Genomic DNA, 24,477 nt, shown 5'->3' on the forward strand with positions numbered 1-24,477 from the left:
ACAAGCTCGGCATCACACCTTGTCGCGGGCCGCGACCACGCGCAGCTGGTGCAACAGATGTTCGAGGGACTCAGGACTGAGCCCGCCGATCTTGCGCTCCAGCAGGTTGGTCAGCTCGGTGGCCCGGGGATCAAGGCCGGAGGTGTCGAGCGTCACCTTCGGATCCGACATCTCGGCAAGACGCTGGATTTCCTCTGCTTCATCCCAGATCACGTTGAAATAGGCGATGATGCGTTGCACCAGGAACCAGGTCGGCTTGCCCCGCTTGCCATGTTCCAGCGCGGACAGATAGGCGCTCGAAACGGCGAGGCCTGCCGCCATCTCCTTCAGCGAGATGCCGCGCTTTGCCCGCATCTCCCGCAGTTTTGCCCCCAGCGGTGTCATGCCCGGTTCCCTCAGATCAGCGGATGGCCCACCGGCGCGGGTTTTCCATCCGGATGCTGGTCAGTCTTCAGTTGCAGGATCACCCCGCGCGCTCCGGAACGCAGGATGCTCTAGCTGTCCTTCAGCTTGCGCAGCCGCACATACAATGCACCCGAGCCCCCATGGGTCAGATGCGCCTCCTCGAACCCCAGAACGATGGTTCGCAGGTCTGCCATCGCCAGCCACTGCGGCACGACACGGCGCAGGATGCCGCGTTCGTCCATGTAGGCCGCCATGGCGCCGGAACCGCCCTTGCCGGTGATCACAAGCACGAATGTATGGCCTTGCTGCTGGGCCAGACGCAAGAACCCGCGCAGCCGGTCATGCGCCTGATGTTGCGTCAGGCCATGCAGGTCAATGCGCGAGTCGATGCGGCGCTGGCCACGCACCACCTTCTGCCGCACCCGGCGCTCGATCGGCGCAAGCGGCGGCGGTCCTTTCGGCTGCGGTGCCGGGCGCATCGCCGTTTCTGTGGCCGGGGGGGATGTGGCAGCGCTTGTTGCACTTGTCTCGTCAGCGGCGGGCTGCGGCTGCGGTGGCGGTGGCATGTCGGGCGGCGGCCAAGCTGTCGACTTCAGCGGCGTCGCTGTCGAGGCAACCTTGCTCCACAGCTCGCGCTCTTCGCCCGACAGGTTGCGTGGCCCCCTGCGCCGTCCGCCGCTCAAGAGCGCGGCTCCAGCAGGTGAACCAGCCGGCGCGGCCACAGCAGCACCATGGTCGCCGGATGCCGGACGGCCCCGGCAATTGCCCCGGCTTCAGCACCGGACCCGATGAACAGATCGCCGCGCGCTGGGCCCTTGATGGCCGAGCCGGTGTCGTCGGCAATCATCAGCCGCTGCCAGCGCGGATCGGCAAGTCCGGATCCGCCGAGATCAGCATCAACAAAGACCGGCATGCCATAGGTGTGCAAAGTCCGGTCCATGGCGATGCTGCGACCGGCAATCAGCGGGACGCCGGCAGCACCAATCGGGCCTTCGGCAGGATCAATGTCGTCGATCGCGCGGAAGAAGATGAAAGAGCGGTTATGCGCGAAGAGCCAGTCCATCCGGTCGGGATTGCGCGCCAGCCAGGCTCTCAGGCCGGTCATGGTGAAGTCTTCCGGCGTGCCCTCGCCCGCCTGCACCAGCACCCGGCCGATTGCCGTGTAGGGATGCCCGGTCTTGCCGGCATATCCCACGCGCATCACCGAACCGTCTTCAAGCCGTACGCGGGCCGAGCCCTGCACATGCACGAAAAACGCATCAACCGGACTTTTCAGCCAGATCAGCTCCAGCCCCTTGCCCTTCAACGCGCCTTCCATGATGGCCGGCCGGTCCGGCATCGCTTCCATCTTGCCGCCCCGCATCACCCCATGGGTGACCCCCTCCGGCCATCCCTTCGGCCGGTTGCGGTCGTTGACGAGCGTCAGCCCTTCGGGGGCAGCATAAAGCGGCGTTGCATAGGTGGCCGACGGGCGGCGCGACCCCTCGACTTCGGGCTCATAGTAGCCGGTGACAAAACCCGGCGCGTCGAACCGGGCCGGAACAAACGCTTCCTCAAAGAACGCACGCGCCGTCTTTGCTGATGCTGTTTCCGGTGCCCGGTCACAGATCCGCTTTAGTTCGGCCAGCAGCATTTTCTGCGGCTCGGCCGTCGCCGGCGCGCCCGGCTGGGCGTCATCGCGGATGTCGCAGAGGCGTCGGAAGGCAGTGAGGGCCGCCGCATGGTCGTCCTGGTCCCAGCCGGGCATGTCAGCGAAGGAACCGGCAGCAAGGCGTGATGTCAGATCATCGGACACGGACGCTGCTTTCCCCGGTTTTGCAAATGCGCCGCCCGGAGCAGGGCTCAGGGCGGCGGTCAGGATCATGAACAACGCGCCGAAGCGCGAAACGAGAGGCGTCATTCCGCCGATTCGGTCGCGACCAGCTTCCAGTTCGGGTCCCGGGTGCCCGTATCACGGGCAAAGGTCCAGATGTCGACGACTTCGCTGACCTTGGTCGGGTCGCCATCGATGACGTGCCCGTCGCGGTCGCGGGTGGCGGAAATCAGTTCGCTCTGCAGCCGCACCGTGACCTGAGCGGTCGAGCCCTTCAGCGCCGCTTCCACGATCTCGGCCTTGTTGATGCCGACGAACGTGGACTCGACCACCTCGCCGCGCGTCTCGCGGTCGTTGATCGCAGTCACGAAGCCTTCGAACACGTCCTTCGACAGGAGCTGCTTCAGCGTCTTGCGGTCGCCTTCGGCAAAGGCAGTGACGATCATCTCGTAGGCTGCCTTGGCACCCTGCAGGAACTGTTCCGGCTCGAAGGTCCGGTCCACCGACAGGATCTGGCGCAGCGCAGCGTTGAGGGCGGTGCCGGAGGGGGCGACCTTGTCGAGGACGACATCGCCGGCAACCGGCTCTTCCGGCGCAGGACCTGTCTGAGCGCCTGGCAATGGGATGACATTGTCGCGCGAAGGCTTGGAATTGTCGCGGTCTTCCCGGTCCTGGGAAGGCTTGGAATAGGGGTCAAACGGCGGCCGCTCGCTGCCCGTCCGCTTGCCCAGAACCGAGCGCAACTTGAAGAACACGAAGACAGCCAGTGCCAGGAGGATGATGTTGTAGATGTCCAGAACGTCGCTCATGGGTGCTACCGGCTTGTGATCCCTGACCTGATGTCCGGATGCCGTCGGCGCACCCCGGATCCACCGGTCAGGTTCCTTTGAATGTAGGGGTTCTTGAACCAGCATCCAGTGCCAAGAGCAAGGCGATTGTTGGACGCCCCCGGCTGGATACTCGCAATCCCGTTCAAGGCACCTTATCTTGGGCGGGTTAGCCAACAGTCAACGTCAGGTATTTCGTGGCCTTTCTGGTTCTTGCCGGTCTCATCCTTCTCCCGCTGGCGGAGATTTCCGTCTTCATCATGGTCGGTGAGGAGATCGGAATCCTGCCGACTGTCCTCCTGACAGTCGCCACCGCCGTCGCCGGAACGGCCATGCTGCGGCACCAGGGCCTGTCGCTTGTCCGCAAGATGCAGGGCGAGCTGGACGCTGGCCGGGTGCCGGGCGAGGAAATGATGCATGGTGTGCTGATGGTCACCGCCAGCATCCTTCTGCTTCTGCCGGGGTTCATCACGGATACGCTCGGCCTGCTGCTGTTCATTCCGCCGCTGCGCAGCCTTCTGGTCCGGCGCATGGCCAGCCGCGCAACGATCATCGCTGCCAAGCGCTCCGGAACCCGTGGTCCGACAGTCGTTGACCTGGACGCACAGGACTGGCACCGGGAAGACGCAACCCCTTCAGAAGACAGCACTTCTTCAAACCGTCCCGCGCTGGGCAGCCCTTGGCAGAAGCCGGACGACCGGAACAACTGACGACCGGAAGCCGCGGCTCGGCCTTCACAAGCTTGTGACCGCAACCTCGTCAGATGTGACAGTTTGCGCTGCAACGTTAACCGACAGCGGCCAGCAATTCGCGCTATGGTTGGACCATGACAACCGACACGCCCTCCGACATGCGCTCAGCCCGACCGCCCCGCATCGACTGGATCGATCACGCGCGCGGGATCTGCATCGTGCTGGTTGTCATGATGCACAGTGTTCTGGGGATGGAATTTGCCGCCGGTGAAGCCGGCTGGATGCATCCGGTTGTCCTGTTTGCAACCCCGTTCCGGATGCCGGACTTTTTCCTGATCTCCGGCCTGTTTGTCGCCAATGTCCTCGACAGGGACTGGCGGCTCTATCTGGACCGCAAGGTCGTGCATTTCCTGTATTTCTACATCCTGTGGCTGACCATCCAGTTCGCGGTCAAGGCGCCCGGCATGATTGCGTCAGAGGGTGTCGGGGCAACAGTGGGTGAGTATTTTTTCGCCTTCGTGCAACCGTTTGGCACGTTGTGGTTCGTCTACCTTCTGGCAATCTTCTTTGTCGTCACGAAAATTCTGCATGACCTCAAGATTCCCTGGCAGTTGACACTGGGCGTTGCAGCCTTGCTGCAAATAACTTCCATCGAAACCGGCGTCTACATCGTCGACTATTTCGCCGAGCGCTATGTCTTCTTCTTCGCAGGCTACATTTTTGCGCCGCGCCTGTTTTCCCTCGCCGCCTTTGCGACGGAAAGACGAGCGGCCGCCTTGTCTGCAATCGTCATCTGGGCTTGCCTGAACGCGGCATCGGTTGCGACCGGCATCTATCAGCTTCCTGGCCTGTCACTGGCCCTGGGTGCTGCAGGCGGTGTCGCTGTGGTGCTCATCTCCAGTCTTCTTGCCTCGTCAGGCCGGCTTGCCGGGCTGCGCTGGATGGGCGCGCATTCCATCGTCATCTATCTCGCTTTCTTCTTTCCGATGGCGGTGGCGCGGATTCTGCTGCCCAAGCTGGGACTGTTCGATACCGGTACACTGTCCTTGCTGGTTACGATTGCCGCCGTGACCGGACCGCTCATCCTCTATTTCGCCGTCAAGCGCACAGGTTACGGCTGGTTCCTGTTCAGGCGCCTTGCCTGGGCGCATGTCACACGGCAAGTCGCACACAAAGAAGCAGGCGCGGCGGCGGAATGATCAGCCCCCTGGGCAATGCTGCGGACGCACATTCGCCCTTTCATCCTCCGGGCCAAGCGGGCATGATCCGCGCCATGTCGAACGATGCTTCCTCCCCCGCGCTCACCGCTGACGACCACCTCATTCTGGTCGACGGTTCCACCTTCATTTTCCGCGCCTATCACGCGCTGCCACCCCTGACTCGCAAGTCGGACGGGCTGCCGGTCGGCGCGGTCTCCGGCTTCTGCAACATGCTGTGGAAGCTCTTGACCGAAGGTCTGACGCCGGAGAAGGGCGATGAGCCGACCCATTTTGCCGTCATTTTTGACCACTCCTCGAAGACCTTTCGCAGCGAGATCTATCCGGCCTACAAGGCCCAGCGCCCCGAACCGCCGGAAGATCTGATCCCGCAGTTCGGCCTGATCCGCACGGCCACCCGTGCCTTCAATGTGCCCTCGATCGAGCAGGAAGGCTTTGAAGCTGACGACCTGATCGCCACCTATGCCCGCCAGGCGGCGGAGATGGGCGCGCGTGTCACCATCGTGTCCGGCGACAAGGATCTGATGCAGCTGATCGGTCCCCGCGTCGGCATGATCGACACGATGAAGAACAAGGTCATCGGCGAACCGGAGGTGTTCGAGAAATTCGGCGTCGGTCCGGACAAGGTCATCGAGGTCCAGTCGCTGGCTGGCGACAGTGTCGACAATGTGCCGGGTGTTCCCGGCATTGGGCTCAAGACGGCAGCGCAGCTCATTCTGGAGTTCGGCGATCTGGAAACGCTGCTTGCCAACGCGCACACCATCAAGCAGACCAAACGCCGTGAAAATCTGATCGAATTTGCCGAACAGGCCCGCATTTCCAAGCAGCTGGTGACGCTGAAGACCGATGTCCCGGTCCTCATTCCCGTAACGGATCTGGCCGTGGAGCCGGTGAACGGGCCCCAGGCTGTCGGGTTCCTCAAGGCGATGCAGTTCACCACCCTCACCCGCCGCGTCGCCGATGCGACAGGGGCCGAGGTTGCCAATATCGAACCGTCCGAGTTCGAGATTGCCGGCTGGCACACACCTGATGCGAAGGGCCGCCAGATGGAGCGCGGCGACGCCCCAGCATCCGTCGATCTCCCGGACGCCTCGGCAAGCCCTCGTTCCGCGGCTGTCTCGGCCGACGTTCCTGCCGGACTGATGACGGCCCGCGCGCTCGTGGATGCGCGGCAGCAAGAAGCCCGCAGCCTCAAGATCGACCACGCGGCCTATGAGACCGTCCGCGATCTCGACCGGCTGAAGGCTTGGGTCGCCGAGGCGACCGAAGCTGGTCTCGTTGCCTTCGACACGGAAACCACCTCGCTGGACGCGATGCAGGCGAGCCTCGTCGGCGTGTCGCTGGCGACAGGGCCTGGCCGTGCCTGCTACGTGCCGCTTGGCCATGTCGACGGCGAAGGTGATCTACTTGGCGGCGGCGGTCTGGTTCCCGGTCAGATCCCGATGCGCGAGGCGCTGGATGTGCTCAAGCCGCTGCTGGAGGACGCCGGCGTCCTCAAGATCGGCCAGAACCTCAAGTATGACTATCTCCTGATGCTGCGCTACGGCGTTGCCATCGGCCCGCTCGACGACACCATGCTTCTGTCCTACGCGCTGGACGCGGGCAAGGGCGGCAACGGCATGGACGAGCTGTCGGAGCGCTGGCTCGGGCACACGCCGATTTCCTTCAAGGACGTGGCCGGCTCGGGCAAGTCGATGATCACCTTCGACAAGGTGGCGATCGACAAGGCGACAGCCTATGCCGCCGAAGATGCGGACGTGACCCTGCGGCTCTGGCGCGTGCTGAAGCCGCGTCTGGCCGCCGAGGCCATGGCCACGGTCTACGAGACGCTGGAGCGGCCGATGGTGCCGGTGCTGGCCCGCATGGAGCGGCGCGGCATTTCCATCGACCGGCAGATGCTGTCGCGCCTGTCCGGTGAATTCGCGCAAGGCATGGCGGCCGTCGAGTCTGAGATCTACGCGCTGGCCGGCGAGACGTTCAACATTGGCTCGCCGAAGCAGTTGGGCGACATTCTGTTTGGGCGGATGGGCCTACCCGGTGGCAAGAAGACCAAGACGGGCGCCTGGTCCACCTCGGTCTCCGTGCTCGACGATCTGGCAGCTGAAGGACACGAACTGCCGGTCAAGATCGTCGAGTGGCGTCAGCTGGCCAAACTGAAGTCCACCTATACCGATGCGCTGCCCGGTTACATCAATCCCGAAACCCGGCGCGTCCACACATCCTACTCATTGGCCTCGACGACGACCGGCCGCCTGTCCTCGTCGGAGCCGAACCTGCAGAACATTCCGGTCCGCACTGAAGCTGGTCGCAAGATCCGCAAGGCGTTCGTGGCAGACAAGGGCCGCAAGCTGATCTCGGCCGACTACAGCCAGATCGAGCTGCGCGTGCTGGCCCATATCGCTGATATCCCGCAGCTGAAGAAGGCGTTTGCGGATGGTCTCGACATCCACGCCATGACGGCGAGCGAGATGTTCGGCGTGCCGGTGAAGGACATGGATCCGATGGTCCGCCGCCGCGCCAAGGCGATCAACTTTGGCATCATCTATGGCATCTCGGCCTTTGGCCTTGCTGCCCAGCTCGGCATCTCGCGTGGGGAGGCGAGCGATTACATCAAGATGTATTTCCAGCGCTTCCCCGGCATCCGCGACTACATGGAAGCGGTGAAGCGGGAGGTGCATGACAAGGGCTATGTCACCACCATCTTCGGCCGCAAGGCGCACTATCCGGACGTAAACACGTCCAATCCGTCCATGCGTGCCTTCTTCGAGCGGGCGGCGATCAACGCGCCGATCCAGGGATCGGCCGCCGACATCCTGCGCCGGGCGATGGTGCGGATGGAGGGCGCGCTCGCCGCTGCCAACTCATCTGCCGACATGCTGCTGCAGGTTCACGATGAACTTATCTTCGAGGTGGATGAGGCCGGCGTCGATCAGGCCATTCCTGTCATCCGCCATGTGATGGAGACAGCCTGCGAACCATCCCTTCGCCTGACGGTGCCGCTGCAGGTCGACGCCCGCGCTGCCGATACCTGGGATGAAGCGCATTGAATTGCTCAGGGCCGGTATAGGGCCTGCGCTTCAGCCCATCTGCAGTACAGGCCCCGTCAGTCCGGCTTCCCAGCCGAGGATCGCCCGCTTGCGGGTCAGGCCCCAGTGGTAGCCGCAGAGGCCGCCGGTGCGGCCGAGCACCCGGTGGCAGGGCACGACGAAGGAGATCGGGTTGCGCCCGACCGCCGTGCCCACCGCCCGCGCCGCGCTGGGCTTGCCGAGGCTGCGGGCGATGTCGGAATAGGTGGTGGCCCGGCCCATCGGGATCTTCAGCAGCGTCTGCCACACCCGGATCTCGAAATCGGTGCCGATGAAGACGACATTGAGCGGCGTGTCGGACGCCCAGGCCGAGGGATCAAACACCCGCACGGCATAGGGCAGCGTTGCCTCCTGGTCGGCGACGAAACTGGCGGCCGGCCAGCGGCTGCTCATGTCCTCGAATGCTGACGTTTCCTCTCCCGGATCGGCAAAGGCAAGGCCCGCGAGTCCCCGCTCGGTGATCATCAGCAGCACCTGGCCGAAGGGACAAGGGTGGAAGCCGTAGCGGATGGTGACGCCGGCGCCGCGGCCGCGGTAGTCGCCCGGTGTCATCGCCTCATGCGTCACGAACAGGTCGTGCAGCCGGGCGGGACCGGACAGGCCGACCTCGTAGGACGTGTCGAGGATGCTGGCCGCATCGCGCAACAGCGCGCGGGCGTGGTCGAGCGTGATCGCCTGGACGAACTGCTTCGGTGTCAGCCCGGCCCAGCGAGAGAACACGCGCTGCAGCTGGATCGGCTGCAGGCCCACCTGCCGCGCCAGATCATCAAGCTGCGGCTGGTCGCGCCAGGTCTCGGTGATGCGCTCCAACGTCTCGCGCACGACCTGATAGTCGCGCGCTGCATCCTCGCCGGTGGCGATGGCAGGGATCAGCTCGGCGCTAACCGCATTGGCGCGGGCGGTCGCCAGATCGGTGGCGGCAAACAGGTCGGACTGGGAGGCATTGGCCATCTGGATCACTCGGCAAGGTCGGGCATTGAATACTGCCTGACCTTACCCCGCCCTACCCCGGTTCAGCCACCCGATATGCGAGGGCTCAACCGGCCTTGCGGAACCGCGCGGTGCGCGGATCGCCGACATAGAGCTTGGCCAGTTCCTGGCCGTCGCGGGCCAGCTGCGCCACGCTCTCATGAATGAAGCGCGCGGTGGCATCGTCCATCAGGTAGCTGAAGTTGAGCCGTGTCCAGCCCGGCTTCTCCATCTCCTCGCCCGCCTGGATCGAGGCGCGAAGCTCTTCCGAGCGCGTCTGGTCGATGCCGAGCAGCCGGTGTGCGTAGGGCCCGGCGCAGGCGCAGCCGCCGCGTGCCTGGATGCCGTGGAAATCCGACAGCATCCGTGTGAACAGCTGCGGATGCACCCGGTTGCCGGCCGCATCCTCGATCTGGAAGGCGAAGATCGGCAGCCGGTCCTGCTTGTCGCCTGCGAGGATCTTCAGGCTCGTGTGTCCGGCCCAGGCCGCGAAGGCCATCCGGGCGAGGGCCTTGTCGCGGGAGAGGATGAAGTCCTCGCCGACCGTATCCTTGATCAGGAAGGCAAGGCCGGCGCGGATGTCACCGATGACATTGGGCGTGCCGGCTTCCTCACGGGCCGCCAGTGAGGCGGAATAGTCGTGCCCCCAGGGCGAGACGAAAGACACAGTGCCGCCGCCCGGCCAGGTCGGCTTCACCGCCCGGACGGCCGAATTGCGGATGATCAGGATGCCCGAGGCGCCCGGTCCGCCGGGGAACTTATGTGGCGAGACAACGATTGCATCCCTGGCACAGTCGCTGCCGGAGTTCATGCGGATCGGCAGATAGGGGCCGCCGCCGGCATAGTCCCACAGCGCCAGCGCCCCATGCGCCTTGAGCAGCCGCGTCACTGCGTCCACATCGGTCAAGAGACCGGTGACGTTGGAGGCGGCGGAAAAGGCGCCGATGACGAGGGGCCGGCCGGCCAGACGGATCAGCTCGGCCTGAAGCTGCGCCATGTCGGGGCCGCCCTCGGCCGCCTCGGCGATCTCGATCACCTCGGCGCCGCTCTCGCGCCAGGGCAGGATGTTGGAATGATGCTCGTAGGGGCCGATCAGGACCGCCGCCCGGTCGTCGCCTGTCGTGCCATGAAGGCCCGCGACGCCGAACAGGTTGGCCGCCCGGTTGATTGCCGCCGTCGCGCCCGAGCCGGTGAAGATGACGGTGCAGTCCTCGCCCGCGCCCGTAACCTCTGCGATCAGGGCCCGCGCCTCGCGCCGCAGCTGCGTCATGCGCGCGCCGCACCAGGACGCTTCCGTGTGGCTGTTGGCGTAATAGGGCAGCACCTCGGCGAGGATGAACTCCTCCACCTGCCGCAGGGCCCGGCCGGAAGCGGTGTAATCCGCATAGACCAGCTTGCGCGACCCGAACGCGCCTTCGATCTCGATGCCTTCGCCGATCAATCCGGCGCGCAGCGTATCAACGAGCGATGGGTTTGCGGCCAGGTGGTCACGGAAATCGGCAAGGGACATCGGCATGGCGGGCATCCTGCAAAAGAGCGAATTCGGAAGAATTTATGCGATGCCTCTTGAGATGAATTCCAAAATTTCACACTCTGGAGATCAATGACCTGAAATTTGTTCGATGGAACCCGGGAATGATTGACCAGTTCAACAAGGCCATCCTGAAGGCCCTGCAGCAGGATGGCAGCCTGACCCAGCGCGAATTGTCAGAGAAGGTGAACCTTTCTCCCAACGCCTGCTGGAACCGCATCCAGACCCTCAAGAAAGAGGGCGTGATCACCGGCCAGACCGTGCAGCTTGACCGCACCCGTCTCGGGCTTGATCTGGTGGTGTTTGCCATGATCCGTACCCGGCACCATTCGGCCGAATGGCTCGAGACCTTCCGCCGCCATGTACAGACCATTCCCGAGGTCATCGACTTCTTCCGCATCGGCGGGGACTACGACTACCTGCTCAAGGTCGTCACCCGGGACATGGCCAGTTACGATTCCGTCTATCGCCGCCTGATTGCAGGCGTCGAACTGGATAGTGTGACCTCCTATTTCGCGATGGAAGCCATCGAGGAACAGCGGCCCTTGCCGATCCAGGAAACGCGCGAACGGTAAACTGGGCAGAAATCGTGATCCCGGTCACACATGTCCAAAAGGGTCACAGCGCCGCCGCGAAGAATTCTCCAAACCATCATCTGAAACGCCAAGATCAGGCGCCTGATCATACTGCACTTCCATTTCGAGAAGGCTTTTGATCATGACGTTTGCGCAATTCTGCATGGCCCTGCTCGGTGCATTGCGCCGGGTTCTGGCGTCGCCGGCATTCAAGGCCGGAATCATTTCAGTCCTGACCCTGTTTCTGCTCATTCCAACCGTGATGGTGTCCAGCCTCGTTGACGAGCGGCAATTCCGGGCCCGCGATGTAGCCGAGGACATCGCGGCCGGCTGGGGTCGCAAGCAGACAGTCATCGGCCCGGTTCTGGTGTCCTATTTCATCGAGGAGGTGCCTCGGGAGGAGACCGTGAACGGCGAAGTGCGCCGCCGCACGGAACGATACAGGCGCTGGGCCGTGTCGCTTCCGCGCGACCTCGACATCCGTGCGAAGATCGCAACGGAAGACCGCAAGCTGTCGCTCTACAGCCTGCCGGTTTACCGCGCCGACATTCGCCTCACCGGTCACTTCGCGCCGATGACGGCGGACAGGGTGCCGCCCCGCCACGGCGGCCAGGTTCGGGCGTCCGATGAACAGCCGCGCGTGATCGCGTCCTTGAGCGAACTTCGCTCCGTGAAGTCGGAAATTCTCCTGGTCGTTGATGGTGGCAAGCCGCGCGCCTTCGAACCGGGGACTGCCGGCACGGGCCTGCCCGGCAACACGGGCTATGCGATCAACAGCACCGTGACGCCGGCTGAAGCCACCAGCGGCTTCGGCTTCGAGATCCCGATCGTGCTGAACGGGTCGAGCGCCTTCCATGTTGCGCCGATGGGACGGACAACCCAGGTGAGCCTCACGTCGAACTGGCCACATCCGGGCTTTGCCGGTGGCCTGCTGCCGGATCAGCGCGAGATCACGGCGGACGGGTTCACGGCCAGCTGGTCGCTGCCGAACCTTGCCCGCGGTCTGCCCGATGTCGAGTTCGATGGCAGGCTGCCGTTCGAGCTGGGTACGCTCGGCGTCAACCTCGTGCAGCAGGTCGATCTTTACCAGACCATCGACCGGTCGGTGAAATACGCGATCTTCTTCATCACGCTCACCTTCCTCGCCGTGTTTCTGATCGAGATGCGGGCGCCGGGGCGCGTGCACTGGACCCAGTATGGCCTGACGGGCCTGGCGCTGGTCGTGTTCTATGTGATGCTGCTCGCGCTGGCCGAACACGTCGGCTACGACATCGCCTATCTGGCGGCATCCACTGCGGTGACCCTGCTCATTGCGATCTACATCGGGCTGCTGGTTGCCAGCCGCCGGGCTGGCCTCGTCATGGGTCTGGTGCTCGCCAGTGTCTACGGCACGCTCTACCTGCTGATGCGCGAGGAAGACTATGCCATGCTGGTCGGCTCGTTCATCGCCTTTGCGGCCATTGCGGTGACCATGTTCGCAACCCGCAAGCTGGACTGGTCAGGTGCGGGGCCGGAGCAAGATCCGGTCCTGAACCTTGATGCAGGCGCAATGGCAGAGCCCCGCACCTGAGTCTCGATGGTCCCGAGGATCACAGCGCCGAGGCAATCTCTTCGACGATGGCCTCGGCGGCCCGGCGCGGATCGGCAGCCCGGCTGATCGGCCGGCCGATGACGAGATAGTCGGACCCCGCGCGGATTGCGTCCGCCGGGGTCATCACGCGCTTCTGGTCGCCGTGGTCGCTGCCGGCGGGGCGCACGCCCGGCGTCACGATCACCAGCTCCTCGCCAACCAGCGGCCGCACCAGCGGCGCTTCCAGCGGCGAACAGACGAGGCCACCCATTCCGGCGGCCCGGGCATCGGCGGCCCGGCTGGTGACGAGATCGCGCACCTGCTTGCCGTATCCGGCGGCAGTCACGTCCGCCTCGTCCATCGAGGTGAGCACGGTAACGCCGAGCAGGCAGAGATCGGTGATGCCTGTGTCCTCAAGCGCGGTCACGGCGGCGCGCATGGTCTTCGGATAGGCATGCAGCGTGACGAAGCGCACGCCCATGCGGGCGATGTTGCGCACGGCGCTGGCGATGGTGTTGTCGATGTCGAGCAGCTTCACATCGAGGAACACGTCGATGCCCTCGCCCGCCAGTTCGCGGGCCAGCTCCAGTCCGCCGGCAAACTGCAGCTCCATCCCGATCTTGTACACGCCGACCGCCCCCTTGGTCGCCGCGATCAGATCCCGCGCCTCGGCAACTGTCGGCACGTCCAGGGGCAGCACGAGCCGGCCGGTGGCAGACTGCGGGGCAAAGGGACTGCGGCGCGTCATGGGAGGCTCCATTTGACAGGGCGATGGCACGTTTGGTGTGGCGGTCTAGTACCAGCAGCCCTGCGCTTCCGCCAGTCGTTTGCGTGCAGCAGCAGGGAAAGCAAGCCGGTCCTTTCCGGTTCTTGCGGCCAATGGACCGGTCAGTCCATTTTTGTTTCAATGGCTTCCCGCGCCTGCTAAAACACCGCGGTTTCGCCGGTGCTCCTCACCGGCCGAGGGAAGGACGACAGATGCGCACAGCGACGATCTCGCGCAACACCAAGGAAACCCGCATCGAGGTGGAGATCAACCTGGACGGCACCGGCGCCTATGACGTGGCGACGGGCGTCGGTTTCTTTGACCATATGCTGGAACAGCTTGCGCGACATTCGCTGATCGACATCAAGATCCGCGCCGAGGGCGACACCCACATCGATTTTCATCACACGGTCGAGGATGTCGGCATCGCGCTCGGTCAGGCGCTGTCGCGGGCGCTGGGCGACATGTCCGGCATCACCCGCTATGCCGACACCCATCTGGCCATGGACGAGGCGCTGACGCGCTGCGCGCTGGATGTGTCGGGCCGGCCCTTCCTTGTCTGGCAGGTCGAGTTCCCGCGCCCGAAGGTCGGGGACTTCGACACGGAGCTGTTCGAGGAATTCTTCCGCGCCTTCGCCATGAATGCCGGGATCACCCTGCATATCGCCAATCTCTACGGTTCCAACTGCCACCACATTGCCGAAACCTGCTTCAAGGCGGTGGCCCGGACCCTGCGCAAGGCCATCGAGGTCGATCCGCGCCAGGCCGGCCGCGTTCCCACCACCAAGGGCCAGCTCGGCGGCTGAACGAGGCGAGACATGAGCGTTTACATGGTGATGCTTCCGCCCGAAGCGGATGCGGTCGCGCCGTCCGGCCTGCCGTCGCCGCGTGCGGCGGAGCGGGTCGTGTTCGTGCGCGACGGGTTTTCGGCCCCGGCCTTCGTCTTTTCCGGGCTCTGGATGCTGTGGAACCGGCTTTGGCTGCCGTTTCTCGGGTATCTGGTGCTGACGCTGGGCCTTGAGCTCGGCACGCTGGCGCTCGGCAATTCTGTTCCTGGCATTGCGGCCTTCTGCGCCAGCCTGCTGATCGGCTTCGAGGCCGGCACCCTGCGCCGCTGGCAGCTTGAGCGGCGCGGCTACCGCTTTGCGGCGGTCGTCGCCGCAGACACCGCCGAGGAAGCAGAAATCCGCTACTTCATGGGCACGCAGACCCCGCGTCCCGTTTCCCCCCGCCCGTCTGCGCCTGCTGGCGGCATCGTTCCGCGCATCGGCACCCAGCCGGTCGTCGGTCTCACGCTTGGCCAGGGAGGCATCCGTTGAGCGTTGCCATCATCGATTACGGTTCCGGCAACCTGCGCTCCGCCGCCAAGGCTTTCGAGCGCGCGGCCCGAGAGCACGCGCGCGTGCCGGATGTGTTCGTCACCGCCGATCCGGACCGGGTCGCGAAGGCGGACCGCATCGTGCTGCCGGGCGTTGGCGCCTATGCTGACTGCCGCCGAGGTCTCGACGCTGTTTCTGGCATGACCGAGGCGCTGGAAGAAGCCGTCCGCAGCAAGGGGCGGCCGTTCCTCGGCATTTGCGTCGGCATGCAGCTGATGGCCTCGCGCGGGCTCGAGTTCGAGACCGTGGCCGGCCTCGACTGGATCCCGGGCGATGTCGCGGCCATGCAGCCCTCAGACCCGGCGCTCAAGATCCCGCATATGGGCTGGAACACGATTGCCGTTCGTCCGCAGAGCCATCCGGTTCTCAAGGGTCTCGATGTTGGCCCCGATGGCCTGCACGCCTATTTCGTCCACTCGTTCCATTTCGCCTGCACGAAGGACGAGCATCGGCTGGCCACTTTCGACTACGCCGGCACCTTCACCGCCATGGTGGCACGCGACAACATGGTGGGCACGCAGTTCCACCCGGAAAAGAGCCAGCGGCTTGGCCTCGGCCTGATCGCCAATTTCCTGGACTGGGCGCCCTGAGGCGCCCAGTTGGGATTTTCTTACTCGAACAAATCTAGCTGATCACGGTCCTGAGGTATCGCCATTACCTTAAATCTTGGCTTGCTTGGACTCGGATTTATGGATTTAGAAAGCGTAGGGTCAATTTGGCAAAGCTTTTTGTATGCTTTTGGAAGCGCTTCAGGGTGTACTTTCCCTTGCCAAACCTCATACCAACGGCGCGGATCAACTCCGTACTTGGCGACAAGCTCACGGACTTTTCTCCCTTGCCATCGTTCAATGGTACCCGCTATGGCTTCATCTTCAGTCAACTTACCAGCACTCATATGCTACCTCGTATTCTGAGCCAGGGCACTGGAACCAAGTTGCATACAATTTCCATATTGACGGCCCGAGATGGGTATGATTCCGTCATAGACGCATTTACAAGTGCAACGCCCGCCAGTGCTCTTATGTTGGTCGGGCAAGAAAAGTCGGGCCGGAATCCCGACTTTTCTTTTGATTTCTACAAACTAAGATCATATGGCGAGTCGGTCGCGATGCCTATACTGAAAGCCTTCATGCAAGGCAGTAGGGCATCAGCGGGAAATTATAATATTTTCAAATATTTATTCAGATTTCGATTGCAGCGTATTTTCTGCGGTTGTGGAAAAAGCCGGTCAAAAAGAACAAAAGAGGCACGGAGCGTAGTATGATTCTCTTCCCCGCCATTGACCTCAAGGACGGCCAGTGCGTTCGCCTGAAGCTCGGCGACATGAACGAGGCCACCGTCTTCAACGACAATCCCGGCGCCCAGGCCAAGACCTTCGAGGACCAGGGCTTCGAATGGCTGCATGTGGTCGACCTCAACGGCGCCTTTGCCGGCGAGAGCCGCAACGGTGACGCCGTGGACGCCATTCTGGCTTCAACGAAGAACCCGGTGCAGCTTGGTGGCGGCATCCGCACGCTGGCCCATGTCGAGGCCTGGCTTGCCAAGGGCATCGCCCGCGTCATCCTCGGCACGGTGGCCGTGCGTGATCCGGAGCTCGTCAAGGCGGCCTGCAAGGCCTTTCCGGGCAAGGTTGCCGTCGGCATCGACGCCCGCGGTGGCCATGTGGCCGTCGAGGGCTGGGCCGAGACTTCGGAACTCACAGCCGTCGATCTCGCCCGCCGCTTCGAGGACGCCGGCGTGTCGGCGATCATCTACACCGACATCGACCGCGACGGCGTGCTGAAGGGCCTCAACATCCCCTCGACGCTGGAACTCGCCCGCGCAGTCTCTATCCCCGTGATCGCGTCGGGCGGGCTTGCCTCCATCGACGACATCCATCGCCTGCTGGAGCCCGATTGCGCGATCCTCGAGGGCGCGATCTCCGGCCGCGCGCTCTATGACGGCCGGCTCGACCCGGCCGAGGCGATGCGGTTGATCCGGGCGGCAAGGGAAAGCTGAATCAGATGAAGGGGTTGGAACTGTTTGCTTAAGTCTATGAAAAGGCTTGACAAAATCTGAAAATCCCTTATCTTTGATCCAAATGGATTGGGGGTTCCCGGTCGGCGTCAGGCTCTGGAGTAATCCGGGGCCTTTCGCTTTTCAGGCGAAGGTTCCACGTCCCTTCGCATCCAGGGATATGCCGCCGATCATCTTTTGGGACAGGATCTCGAAGGCCCGGTTCGGCTGATCCTTGCGGAAAACGCTGAGGGCCAGGGGCCGGGCGGTTAGATCGGCAATCTGTAGACCCGTTGAATTGGATTTCTTGTCGAGAAAAATCACCTCAAAGCCGGGCATTGGCTTCCGGATCTGGTTGTCTCCGGCAATGATCCGGCGAAAGGCCAGTTCCAGCTCCTGATCCTCACGTGCCCCGCGCTTCTCGAAGATGAAGAACGTCCGCCTGCCGGCTTCCTTCTTCGCCTTGAGAAACTGGTAAACCTTCACAAGACAGACCCCGAGAGCGATGGCGTAAGGATTGTCCGGAAAGAAATCCAGCTTCAGCTCACTTTTCAGGATGACGCATCCGGCGATCCGGAAGGACGAAGCCTCGATGCAGTCTGACACATCTTGCAGGAAGCTTTCGCGCAGCCTCTGATCAGTGAAAAGCCTGAAATCGCCCTTCTGCTTTCTGATCTCGTGCTCGTGCAGAATGACCGCATCATGGCCGAAATAGCGGAACTTGATCCGCTGGAAGCGGGGAACGATCTGGTTGCAATAGCTTGATTTTTTGAAGCCACAGAGCGACAAGGCAAAAACTGGAAAGTTCACGTCGATGGACGTCAGCGAATGATCACCGCTTTCGTCTGCATAGAAGATGTAAGAGCTGTCTGCCTCTGCCATTCAGATTCCATATCTGCGTGGCCATGAAAATGCAAAGGCCCGCGCATGACCCTCAAGGCCCGCATCATCCCCTGTCTCGACGTCAAGGACGGCCGCGTCGTCAAGGGCGTCAACTTCGTCGATCTGGTCGATGCCGGCGATCCGGTGGAGGCCGCCAAGGCCTATGACGCTGCCGGCGCCGACGAACTCTGCTTCCTCGACATCACGGCGAGCAGCGACGGCCGCGATACCATCTATGACGTGGTGCGCCGCACCGCCGAGGCCTGCTTCATGCCGGTGACTGTCGGCGGCGGCGTGCGCAAGGTGGAAGACATCCGCAAGCTGCTCAACGCCGGCGCGGACAAGGTGTCGATCAACACCGCTGCCGTCACCAATCCGGACTTCGTGCGCGAGGCGGCCGAAAAGTTCGGTTCGCAGTGCATCGTTGTCTCCATCGATGCCAAGCAGGTCAGTGCCGAGGGCGAGCCGTATCGCTTCGAGATCTTCACCCATGGCGGTCGCAACGCCACCGGCATCGACGCGGTCGAGTTTGCCCGCAAGGTCGTGGAGCTGGGCGCCGGCGAGCTGCTGGTGACCTCGATGGACCGCGACGGCACCAAGGCCGGCTACAACATCCCGCTGACCCGCGCGATTGCAGATGCGGTGCCAGTGCCGGTGATCGCCTCGGGCGGCGTCGGCACGCTTGATCATCTGGTAGACGGTGTGCGCGATGGCCACGCCACCGCCGTGCTGGCCGCCTCGATCTTCCACTTCGGCACCTACACCATCGCAGAGGCCAAGGCGCATATGGCTGCCGCTGGGATACCTATGCGAATGGATACCTGATTTGCGAAAAGATCCGGTGTAAGACTTTCCCAAACGAGAAAAGACGCTGATCAGATGACCGCCTTTACCCTGGCCGACCTCGACGCCATCGTTGCCACCCGTGCGGCCAGCGAGGACGAGGCGTCCTACACCCGCAAGCTGGTCGGCAAGGGTGTCGGCAAATGCGCCCAGAAACTGGGCGAGGAAGCCGTGGAAGCGGCGATTGCTGCTGTCCAGGGCGACCGCGAGGGCCTGACGGGGGAGGCAGCCGACCTGCTGTACCACCTGCTCGTGGTGCTCAAGGTTTGTGATGTGCCCCTGTCCGCCGTCATGGCGGAACTGGCCTCGCGGACCGGACGCACCGGGCTTGAGGAAAAGGCATCGCGCCCGGCGGACTGATTCCTGTCGCGGGAAGTCCGCAGCAACCCCGGACCGCTGGCCCGGGACACGGCCATGAACCCGTACGATACATACGCCTGAAACCGGAACTTGCGATGGACCAGACCGCCCCCCGCGCTGACAGCATGGACCTTTCGCCCTACCGGGTCTTCACCAAGGACGAGTGGTCGCATCTGCGCGCCGACACCCCGATGACCCTCACGGCCGTCGAGGTCAACGAGCTGCGTGGTCTCAATGATCCCATCTCGATGGCAGATGTCGAAAGCGTCTATCTGCCGCTGTCGCGTCTGCTGGCCTATTACGCTGAAGCCACGCTGATCCTGCATCAGGCGACCAAGCGGTTTCTCGACGTTGAAGAGGGCAAGACGCCCTTCATCATCGGCATTGCCGGATCGGTTGCCGTCGGCAAGTCGACCACATCCCGCATCCTGCGCGCCCTGCTCGCGCGCTGGCCTGCGAGCCCGAAGGTCGATCTGATCACCACAGACGGCTTCCTGTTTCCTAATGCGGTGCTGGAACAGGAAGGCCTGATGCAGCGAAAGGGCTTCCCGGAGAGCTTTGACCGTCCGGCGCTGCTTAAATTCCTGTCGGACATCAAGGCAGGAAAGCGAAACGTTTCGGCGCCGGTCTATTCCCACTTTTACTATGACGTGATGCCCGGACAGACCGTGACCGTCGACAAGCCGGACATCCTGATCGTCGAGGGGCTCAACGTGTTGCAGACGCGCGAACTGCCAAAGGATGGCCGCGCCGTGCCCTTCGTCTCCGACTTCTTCGATTTCTCGGTCTACATCGACGCTCCCGAGGACATCCTCGAGAAGTGGTATATCGACCGCTTCATGCGCCTGCGCGAAACCGCGTTCCGTGACCCGAATTCCTATTTCCATCGCTATTCGCGCATCACGGATGACGAAGCGCTGGCCAAGGCCAAGAGCATCTGGACGAACATCAACCTCCAGAACCTGCGCGAGAACATCTTCCCGACCCGGCCCCGCGCTGACCTGATCCTGACCAAGGATGCAAGCCACGGCATCGCCAAGGTCGCCCTGCGCAAGATCTGACTGCTGACCTCAACCCCGATAGCAAAAGCCCCGCCGGTGTCATGCCGGCGGGGCTTTGTGTTTGAGGCGGTATGGTTGTCAGGAAGCCTGGCGGCGGACGCCGCCAAGGAAGTCGGCAACCTGGCGGCGGAGCTGGCCGGCATTCTGTTCGAGCTGCTGGGCGGCGGCATCCACCGTGCCTGCCGTCATGCGGGTGGTTTCAGCCGCGCGCGAGACTTCCGAGATATTGGTGGTCACTTCCATCGTGCCGCGCGAGGCTTCGGTGGCGTTGCGGGCAATCTCGGACGTCGCCGCGCCCTGCTCTTCCACGGAAGAGGCAATGGACCCTGCGATTTCGTTCATCTGGTCGATGATCTGTGTGACCGACGAGATCGCATGCACGGCTTTCTCGGTTTCCGACTGGATCGCGGAGATCTGGCTGGAGATTTCCTCGGTCGCCTTGGAAGTCTGGTTGGCCAGCTCCTTCACCTCAGCGGCCACGACGGCAAATCCGCGACCGGCTTCACCGGCACGTGCCGCCTCGATAGTGGCGTTGAGCGCGAGAAGGTTGGTCTGCTCGGCGATTGCCTGGATCAGGTTGACGACTTCGCCGATGCGGCCAGCAGCTTCCGACAGGCCGTTCATGCGCTTGTTGGTGGAGCTGGCTTCCGATGCGGCTTTCGAGGCGATCTGGGTCGACTGCTGCACCTGGCGGCGGATCTCGGCGACGGAGGCAGAGAGTTCCTCAGCTGCGGCGGCCACGGTCTCGACGTTCCGGGCCGCCTGTTCGGAGGCCGATGTCACCGAGCCAGTCTGACGGGTGGTCTGCTCTGCGCCGCGGATCATCTCGTGCGAGGCGTCTTGCAGCTTCTTCACCGACTGTTCGATGACACCCATCATGGCGGTGATCTGGCTGTCGAAATCGGCGCTCAGGCGCTGGACTTCCGACCCACGGCGGGCAGCATCTTCCTGGCGGGCCAGCTGATCGCTTTCCAACGCCTTGCGAGCCTGCTCGTTGCGAACAAACACTTCCATGGCAGCTGCCATCTGGCCGATTTCGTCGCCGCGATCCGAGCCTTCGATGGAGATGTTGCTTTCCCCATCTGCAAGTCGGCGCATGTTGGCCGTCAGGTTGGCAATCGGACGACCGATGCTGCGCACTGCAGCGAAAGCAATCAGTCCGGCGACCAGCGCACCGATTGCTGCAATCGCGACGATCACCATCGCCTGGTTCCAGAATGCTGCATCCAGATCGTCAACGTAAACGCCGGTCCCGATCATCCAGCCCCAAGGCGCAAAACCTTCGGCCCAGCCCCACTTGTCGATAGCAACATCGCTTCCTGGGCGCGGCCACGGATAGAGAAGTGATCCACCGCCCGCCCGCGCAGCCTTGACCAGCTCCATCACGATCCGGGTGCCGTTCTGGTCCTGGACGCCACTCATGTCGGTGCCGATGAGCTTTGCATTCACATGAACGAGGTTCTTGCCCGTCTCGTCGTAGACAAACATGTAGTTGTCGCCGTCGAACCGAATTGCACCGATGGCCTGCTTTGCCGCTGCTTGCGCCTGGTCGCGGGTTAGCTCACCGCTTGTTTCCTTTGCGTGATATGCGCCTGCAATGGCCTGCGATGCCTTGGACAGCTCGCGGATTGAATGCAAACGCTCATCCAGCATTGCTTTGCTGAGCGAATTCAGGCTGACGAGGCCGAGAACAACCGTGAAGGCAAAAATAGTGACGATAGGTATGGAGATCTTCCAAACCAGCGGCAGGCGCGTAAAGGACATCTTCGTGGCTTCCGAGTCGTTTCTTCCCTAGAAGAACTCTCGGTGTCAGAGGTAAATACTTCCTTTCTTATGGAAAAGATAAAGATGCGACTGATCGTTAGCTCGCATCTAGTTTCGACCACAGAATGCGTCATAGAGGCCTGGCCGCGACCAGGTCGCGTTGTCGCGTTGCCCGGCGAAGCTATAGCCATTGCTTTCGTAGCGGAATCCGGATCCGCTCGGAACGCGCGGCAACGTAACCGAGATCTGGCCGAACTCGGTCACTACGGCAACATCTCGTGTGCCGTCGAACAGCACCTGAAGATCGATCCCGGCCGTGCAGAGATAGTTGACAGGGTCGACACCGCCGACCGGCGCAGGCGGAAGCGGGCCAGTTGGCAGCGGCGCCGGAAGGGTGGCTGATGTGTTGGCACCACCGGACGCACGATTGCCGATCACGACATCCTGACGCGGCGCGCGGCTGACGTAGAGGCCAAGGCATTGGCCACCGGCATTTGTGACCAGCCACGCGTTGGACAGAATGGACTCCTGGTCCAGCACCTGTCCAGGAAGCAGCCTTGCATAGAAACGCTGGCCGCCGGAATAGTCGATCCAGGAGACGTCCACCGGTTCCGAGCGCGCGTTGCGGAACACCATGCGTCCACGAAAACCGCCGTCCAGCGAGCGGACAGATCCATACTCCGCGCAGGACAGTTCGCCTGCCCCTGCGAGGGCCGGATCCTGGCTCTCCTCAACGATCTTTTGCGGTTCGGCGCAGGTTGCCGTGAAGAGGCGGACGGGTTGCGCACTTCCCTTCAGTGAGATCGCCTCCGTCTGGCCGTCGATGATGACTTCCAGCTGCGACTTGCGCGCCATGGCATCCCACAACGGATCGGTGAGGCTCACGGTAAACTCGGGCCAGCTGCCGGCGCCATTACCAGGCGTGGTCCCGACCGCGTCATAGGTGGCATAAAACTCTTCCGCCCGGATCGCGACCGGTACCGTGCTGCCGGGCGTGATGCGCGGCGAAACCCTGGCCACACGTAGCGTCGCAAAGCCCGACTGCGGCGTGCAGCTGGCCTCAAAGTCACGGTCCGTTCCCTGCGCTGAGGCGTGAAGCAGGCCTGCGGTCTTCGAGCCAAGCTGTGTGCCCGTTGTGCTCCATATGCGTTCGACCGGCGCAATTGGAACGATTGGTGCGGCGCCCGGAATTGTTGCTGGCAGGGCGCCAACCGAGGGCTGCTGCGCATCCGGTTGGCGTGTGAGGGCTTCGGTGACAACGGAAGGCACCTGCCCCGGTGCCTGTGCCTGAGACTGTACCTGTGACTGGGCCTGTGCGGGCGCGGCTGGAGCCGTCGGCTGGGCAGATTGCTGGGCAGGTGCCTGGGCTGGCTGTTGCACAGTGACAGCCGCCGATCCGGCTTCCGCGGGTGCCTTTGACTGGGCAGGCTGTGTTGCAGGCTCTGCAGGCTGGCGCGTGGTCGAGGCGGCAGCGGGCTGAGACGGTGCCACCGGCGCCGCATCTGTGCCAACGACGCGTGGCCGGCCGAGGCCTGGGTCCTTGTTGACGTCGACAACAACCGTACCGCCAGAGCCGCAGATGTCGGCAGCCCGGCGCAGCACGCGGCTGTTTTCAAGGGTAATCTCGAGATCGACCTGACAGCCCACTGTGCCAGGATCGACGTTGCCGGTGACGGTCTCGACGACGGCTCCTTCGATGCCGCGTGAGATGATCGGGCGATAGCGCTTGTTGACGAGGATCGAGCGGATGCCCGGCTCGGCCGGTACGACCTGGACTCGCATCTCCTTGGGCGGGGTTTGGGCGATGGCCGTTCCTGTCGAACACAGGATCACGGCAAGCACGGCAGTGAGCCCGGCCTTGGCCGGGGCGAGCCGCCCGCGCGCCAGAAACGTCTGCGAATCCAGGTTCGTCGTTGCGCAGTAACCGTTCAACCGCATCCGCCCCTCACACCAAATCCGCACGGATTTCACCATCGCTTGAACCCGCGTTTCCTGTCGCGGCATTTAGCCGCCGGGCACAAACAGACGCAAGAACACATGCAGCAGGACAAGCCCGATACATGTGATTGCCGCGCTGTAAAATCAGAACGTGGCGAGCATTTGGCGGCAGGGTTACCGGTCAGGCTGGCGCGAAGCTTGCGGTCGCGCCCTGACGGTCATCGGGGCGCGCGTTTGGCGAGGATGCGCTGAAGCGTCCGGCGGTGCATGTTGAGCCGGCGCGCCGTTTCAGACACGTTACGCTCGCACATTTCGTAGACCCGCTGGATATGCTCCCAGCGCACACGGTCCGCGGACATCGGGTTTTCCGGCGGGATGGCCTTTTCGTCGCCTTCGCGGGTCAGCGCCACGAACACGTCATCCGCGTCGGCAGGCTTCGACAGATAGTCAATTGCCCCAAGTTTCACCGCCGTGACGGCGGTGGCAATGTTGCCGTATCCGGTCAGGATCACGGCCCGGGCATCCGGGCGGTGCTGGCGCAGGGCCTCGATGACGTCCAGTCCGCTGCCATCACCCAGGCGCATGTCCACCACGGCGAAAGCCGGAGCAGATGCCGCAATCTTGGCCACCGCTTCGCGAACACCTTCAGCGGTGTCGGTGAGAAAGCCTCGTTTTTCCATGGCCCGGGCGAGCCGGGTCTGGAAGGCCTTGTCATCGTCAACGATCAGGAGGCTCTTGTCGTCAGCCTCGATCTGGCGAAGCTCGGGGTCAGTCATGGGTCCTGCGATCCTGTTGTCTGGGTTT

The 24,477-nt window shown here is 63.3% G+C and carries 24 protein-coding genes; 12 read left to right on the forward strand and 12 right to left on the reverse strand.

Annotated features, from left to right (window positions below):
* Nucleotides 1-12: 12 nt before the first annotated feature.
* From OVA12_RS12310 to OVA12_RS12325, 4 genes are all read right to left on the reverse strand, one after another.
* Nucleotides 13-384 (reverse strand): helix-turn-helix domain-containing protein, encoded by a 372-nt coding sequence (locus tag OVA12_RS12310; protein WP_268137715.1) that lies wholly within the window; start codon nucleotides 382-384, stop codon nucleotides 13-15.
* 110 nt (nucleotides 385-494) lie between these two features.
* On the reverse strand, nucleotides 495-1,088 hold the full coding sequence (locus tag OVA12_RS12315; protein WP_268137717.1) for a Smr/MutS family protein: 594 nt from the start codon (nucleotides 1,086-1,088) through the stop codon (nucleotides 495-497).
* The gene (gene mltA, locus OVA12_RS12320; RefSeq protein WP_268137719.1) at nucleotides 1,085-2,305 is read right to left on the reverse strand and encodes a murein transglycosylase A; all 1,221 of its coding nucleotides are present in this window, start codon (nucleotides 2,303-2,305) and stop codon (nucleotides 1,085-1,087) included. Before mltA ends, OVA12_RS12315 begins: the two co-directional genes overlap by 4 nt.
* Nucleotides 2,302-3,027: a Tim44/TimA family putative adaptor protein gene (locus OVA12_RS12325; RefSeq protein WP_268137721.1), complete on the reverse strand. Its 726-nt coding sequence runs from the start codon at nucleotides 3,025-3,027 to the stop codon at nucleotides 2,302-2,304. The genes mltA and OVA12_RS12325 overlap by 4 nt, the downstream gene beginning before the upstream one ends.
* A 215-nt stretch (nucleotides 3,028-3,242) precedes the next feature.
* Here OVA12_RS12325 and OVA12_RS12330 point away from each other — a divergent pair, with 215 nt between their 5' ends.
* From OVA12_RS12330 to polA, 3 genes are all read left to right on the forward strand, one after another.
* On the forward strand, nucleotides 3,243-3,755 hold the full coding sequence (locus tag OVA12_RS12330; protein WP_268137723.1) for an FxsA family protein: 513 nt from the start codon (nucleotides 3,243-3,245) through the stop codon (nucleotides 3,753-3,755).
* Nucleotides 3,756-3,871: 116 nt separating this feature from the next.
* Nucleotides 3,872-4,936 (forward strand): acyltransferase family protein, encoded by a 1,065-nt coding sequence (locus tag OVA12_RS12335; protein WP_268137725.1) that lies wholly within the window; start codon nucleotides 3,872-3,874, stop codon nucleotides 4,934-4,936.
* A gap of 74 nt (nucleotides 4,937-5,010) precedes the next feature.
* A complete protein-coding gene (gene polA / locus OVA12_RS12340; RefSeq protein ID WP_442793864.1) occupies nucleotides 5,011-8,001 on the forward strand; it encodes a DNA polymerase I in 2,991 nt (996 codons plus the stop codon).
* A gap of 30 nt (nucleotides 8,002-8,031) precedes the next feature.
* Here the strand turns inward: polA and OVA12_RS12345 are convergent, their stop codons facing one another.
* Nucleotides 8,032-8,991, reverse strand: a complete 960-nt coding sequence (locus OVA12_RS12345) for a bifunctional helix-turn-helix domain-containing protein/methylated-DNA--[protein]-cysteine S-methyltransferase (protein WP_268137729.1) — start codon at nucleotides 8,989-8,991, stop codon at nucleotides 8,032-8,034.
* Between the two features lie 85 nt (nucleotides 8,992-9,076).
* On the reverse strand, nucleotides 9,077-10,525 hold the full coding sequence (locus tag OVA12_RS12350; protein WP_442793865.1) for an aminotransferase class V-fold PLP-dependent enzyme: 1,449 nt from the start codon (nucleotides 10,523-10,525) through the stop codon (nucleotides 9,077-9,079).
* Between the two features lie 119 nt (nucleotides 10,526-10,644).
* On the opposite strand from OVA12_RS12350, the gene OVA12_RS12355 reads away from it, so the two are divergent.
* Both OVA12_RS12355 and creD read left to right on the forward strand, forming a co-directional pair.
* A complete protein-coding gene (locus OVA12_RS12355) occupies nucleotides 10,645-11,115 on the forward strand; it encodes an Lrp/AsnC family transcriptional regulator (protein ID WP_268137731.1) in 471 nt (156 codons plus the stop codon).
* 142 nt (nucleotides 11,116-11,257) lie between these two features.
* Entirely contained in the window at nucleotides 11,258-12,685 is a 1,428-nt protein-coding gene (gene creD / locus OVA12_RS12360) for a cell envelope integrity protein CreD (protein WP_268137733.1), read from the forward strand.
* Nucleotides 12,686-12,704: 19 nt separating this feature from the next.
* Here the strand turns inward: creD and pyrF are convergent, their stop codons facing one another.
* Nucleotides 12,705-13,433: an orotidine-5'-phosphate decarboxylase gene (pyrF, locus tag OVA12_RS12365; protein ID WP_268137735.1), complete on the reverse strand. Its 729-nt coding sequence runs from the start codon at nucleotides 13,431-13,433 to the stop codon at nucleotides 12,705-12,707.
* A gap of 230 nt (nucleotides 13,434-13,663) precedes the next feature.
* Here pyrF and hisB point away from each other — a divergent pair, with 230 nt between their 5' ends.
* The 3 genes from hisB to hisH are packed head-to-tail and all read left to right on the forward strand — an operon-like array spanning nucleotide 13,664 to nucleotide 15,420.
* A complete protein-coding gene (hisB, locus tag OVA12_RS12370) occupies nucleotides 13,664-14,257 on the forward strand; it encodes an imidazoleglycerol-phosphate dehydratase HisB (protein WP_161709522.1) in 594 nt (197 codons plus the stop codon).
* 12 nt (nucleotides 14,258-14,269) lie between these two features.
* Nucleotides 14,270-14,770: a DUF2628 domain-containing protein gene (locus OVA12_RS12375; protein WP_268137738.1), complete on the forward strand. Its 501-nt coding sequence runs from the start codon at nucleotides 14,270-14,272 to the stop codon at nucleotides 14,768-14,770.
* Complete coding sequence (gene hisH / locus OVA12_RS12380) at nucleotides 14,767-15,420, forward strand: imidazole glycerol phosphate synthase subunit HisH (protein ID WP_268137740.1); 654 nt, start codon at nucleotides 14,767-14,769, stop codon at nucleotides 15,418-15,420. The genes OVA12_RS12375 and hisH overlap by 4 nt, the downstream gene beginning before the upstream one ends.
* Nucleotides 15,421-15,440: 20 nt before the next feature.
* On the opposite strand, the gene OVA12_RS12385 is transcribed toward hisH, so the two are convergent.
* Complete coding sequence (locus OVA12_RS12385) at nucleotides 15,441-15,725, reverse strand: hypothetical protein (protein ID WP_268137742.1); 285 nt, start codon at nucleotides 15,723-15,725, stop codon at nucleotides 15,441-15,443.
* A gap of 365 nt (nucleotides 15,726-16,090) precedes the next feature.
* On the opposite strand from OVA12_RS12385, the gene hisA reads away from it, so the two are divergent.
* A complete protein-coding gene (gene hisA / locus OVA12_RS12390; protein WP_268137744.1) occupies nucleotides 16,091-16,828 on the forward strand; it encodes a 1-(5-phosphoribosyl)-5-[(5-phosphoribosylamino)methylideneamino]imidazole-4-carboxamide isomerase in 738 nt (245 codons plus the stop codon).
* Nucleotides 16,829-16,969: 141 nt separating this feature from the next.
* On the opposite strand, the gene OVA12_RS12395 is transcribed toward hisA, so the two are convergent.
* Nucleotides 16,970-17,707, reverse strand: a complete 738-nt coding sequence (locus tag OVA12_RS12395; RefSeq protein WP_268137746.1) for a DUF3800 domain-containing protein — start codon at nucleotides 17,705-17,707, stop codon at nucleotides 16,970-16,972.
* Nucleotides 17,708-17,752: 45 nt separating this feature from the next.
* Here OVA12_RS12395 and hisF point away from each other — a divergent pair, with 45 nt between their 5' ends.
* From hisF to coaA, 3 genes are all read left to right on the forward strand, one after another.
* On the forward strand, nucleotides 17,753-18,532 hold the full coding sequence (gene hisF, locus OVA12_RS12400) for an imidazole glycerol phosphate synthase subunit HisF (RefSeq protein ID WP_268137749.1): 780 nt from the start codon (nucleotides 17,753-17,755) through the stop codon (nucleotides 18,530-18,532).
* 54 nt (nucleotides 18,533-18,586) lie between these two features.
* Complete coding sequence (locus OVA12_RS12405) at nucleotides 18,587-18,910, forward strand: phosphoribosyl-ATP diphosphatase (protein WP_106754429.1); 324 nt, start codon at nucleotides 18,587-18,589, stop codon at nucleotides 18,908-18,910.
* A 95-nt stretch (nucleotides 18,911-19,005) separates the two neighbouring features.
* Nucleotides 19,006-19,971 carry a type I pantothenate kinase gene (gene coaA, locus OVA12_RS12410; RefSeq protein WP_268137751.1) on the forward strand — a complete coding sequence of 322 codons (966 nt, stop codon included), beginning with the start codon at nucleotides 19,006-19,008 and terminating at the stop codon, nucleotides 19,969-19,971.
* A gap of 78 nt (nucleotides 19,972-20,049) precedes the next feature.
* Here the strand turns inward: coaA and OVA12_RS12415 are convergent, their stop codons facing one another.
* The 3 genes from OVA12_RS12415 to OVA12_RS12425 form a co-directional block, all read right to left on the reverse strand.
* Nucleotides 20,050-21,735 (reverse strand): methyl-accepting chemotaxis protein, encoded by a 1,686-nt coding sequence (locus OVA12_RS12415; protein WP_268137753.1) that lies wholly within the window; start codon nucleotides 21,733-21,735, stop codon nucleotides 20,050-20,052.
* A 108-nt stretch (nucleotides 21,736-21,843) separates the two neighbouring features.
* A complete protein-coding gene (locus OVA12_RS12420) occupies nucleotides 21,844-23,673 on the reverse strand; it encodes an MliC family protein (protein WP_268137755.1) in 1,830 nt (609 codons plus the stop codon).
* A 218-nt stretch (nucleotides 23,674-23,891) separates the two neighbouring features.
* Nucleotides 23,892-24,449: an ActR/PrrA/RegA family redox response regulator transcription factor gene (locus OVA12_RS12425; RefSeq protein WP_268137756.1), complete on the reverse strand. Its 558-nt coding sequence runs from the start codon at nucleotides 24,447-24,449 to the stop codon at nucleotides 23,892-23,894.
* Between the last annotated feature and the right edge of the window lie 28 nt (nucleotides 24,450-24,477).

The sequence above is a fragment of the Pannonibacter sp. SL95 genome (genome assembly GCF_026672425.1).
GTDB lineage: Bacteria > Pseudomonadota > Alphaproteobacteria > Rhizobiales > Stappiaceae > Pannonibacter.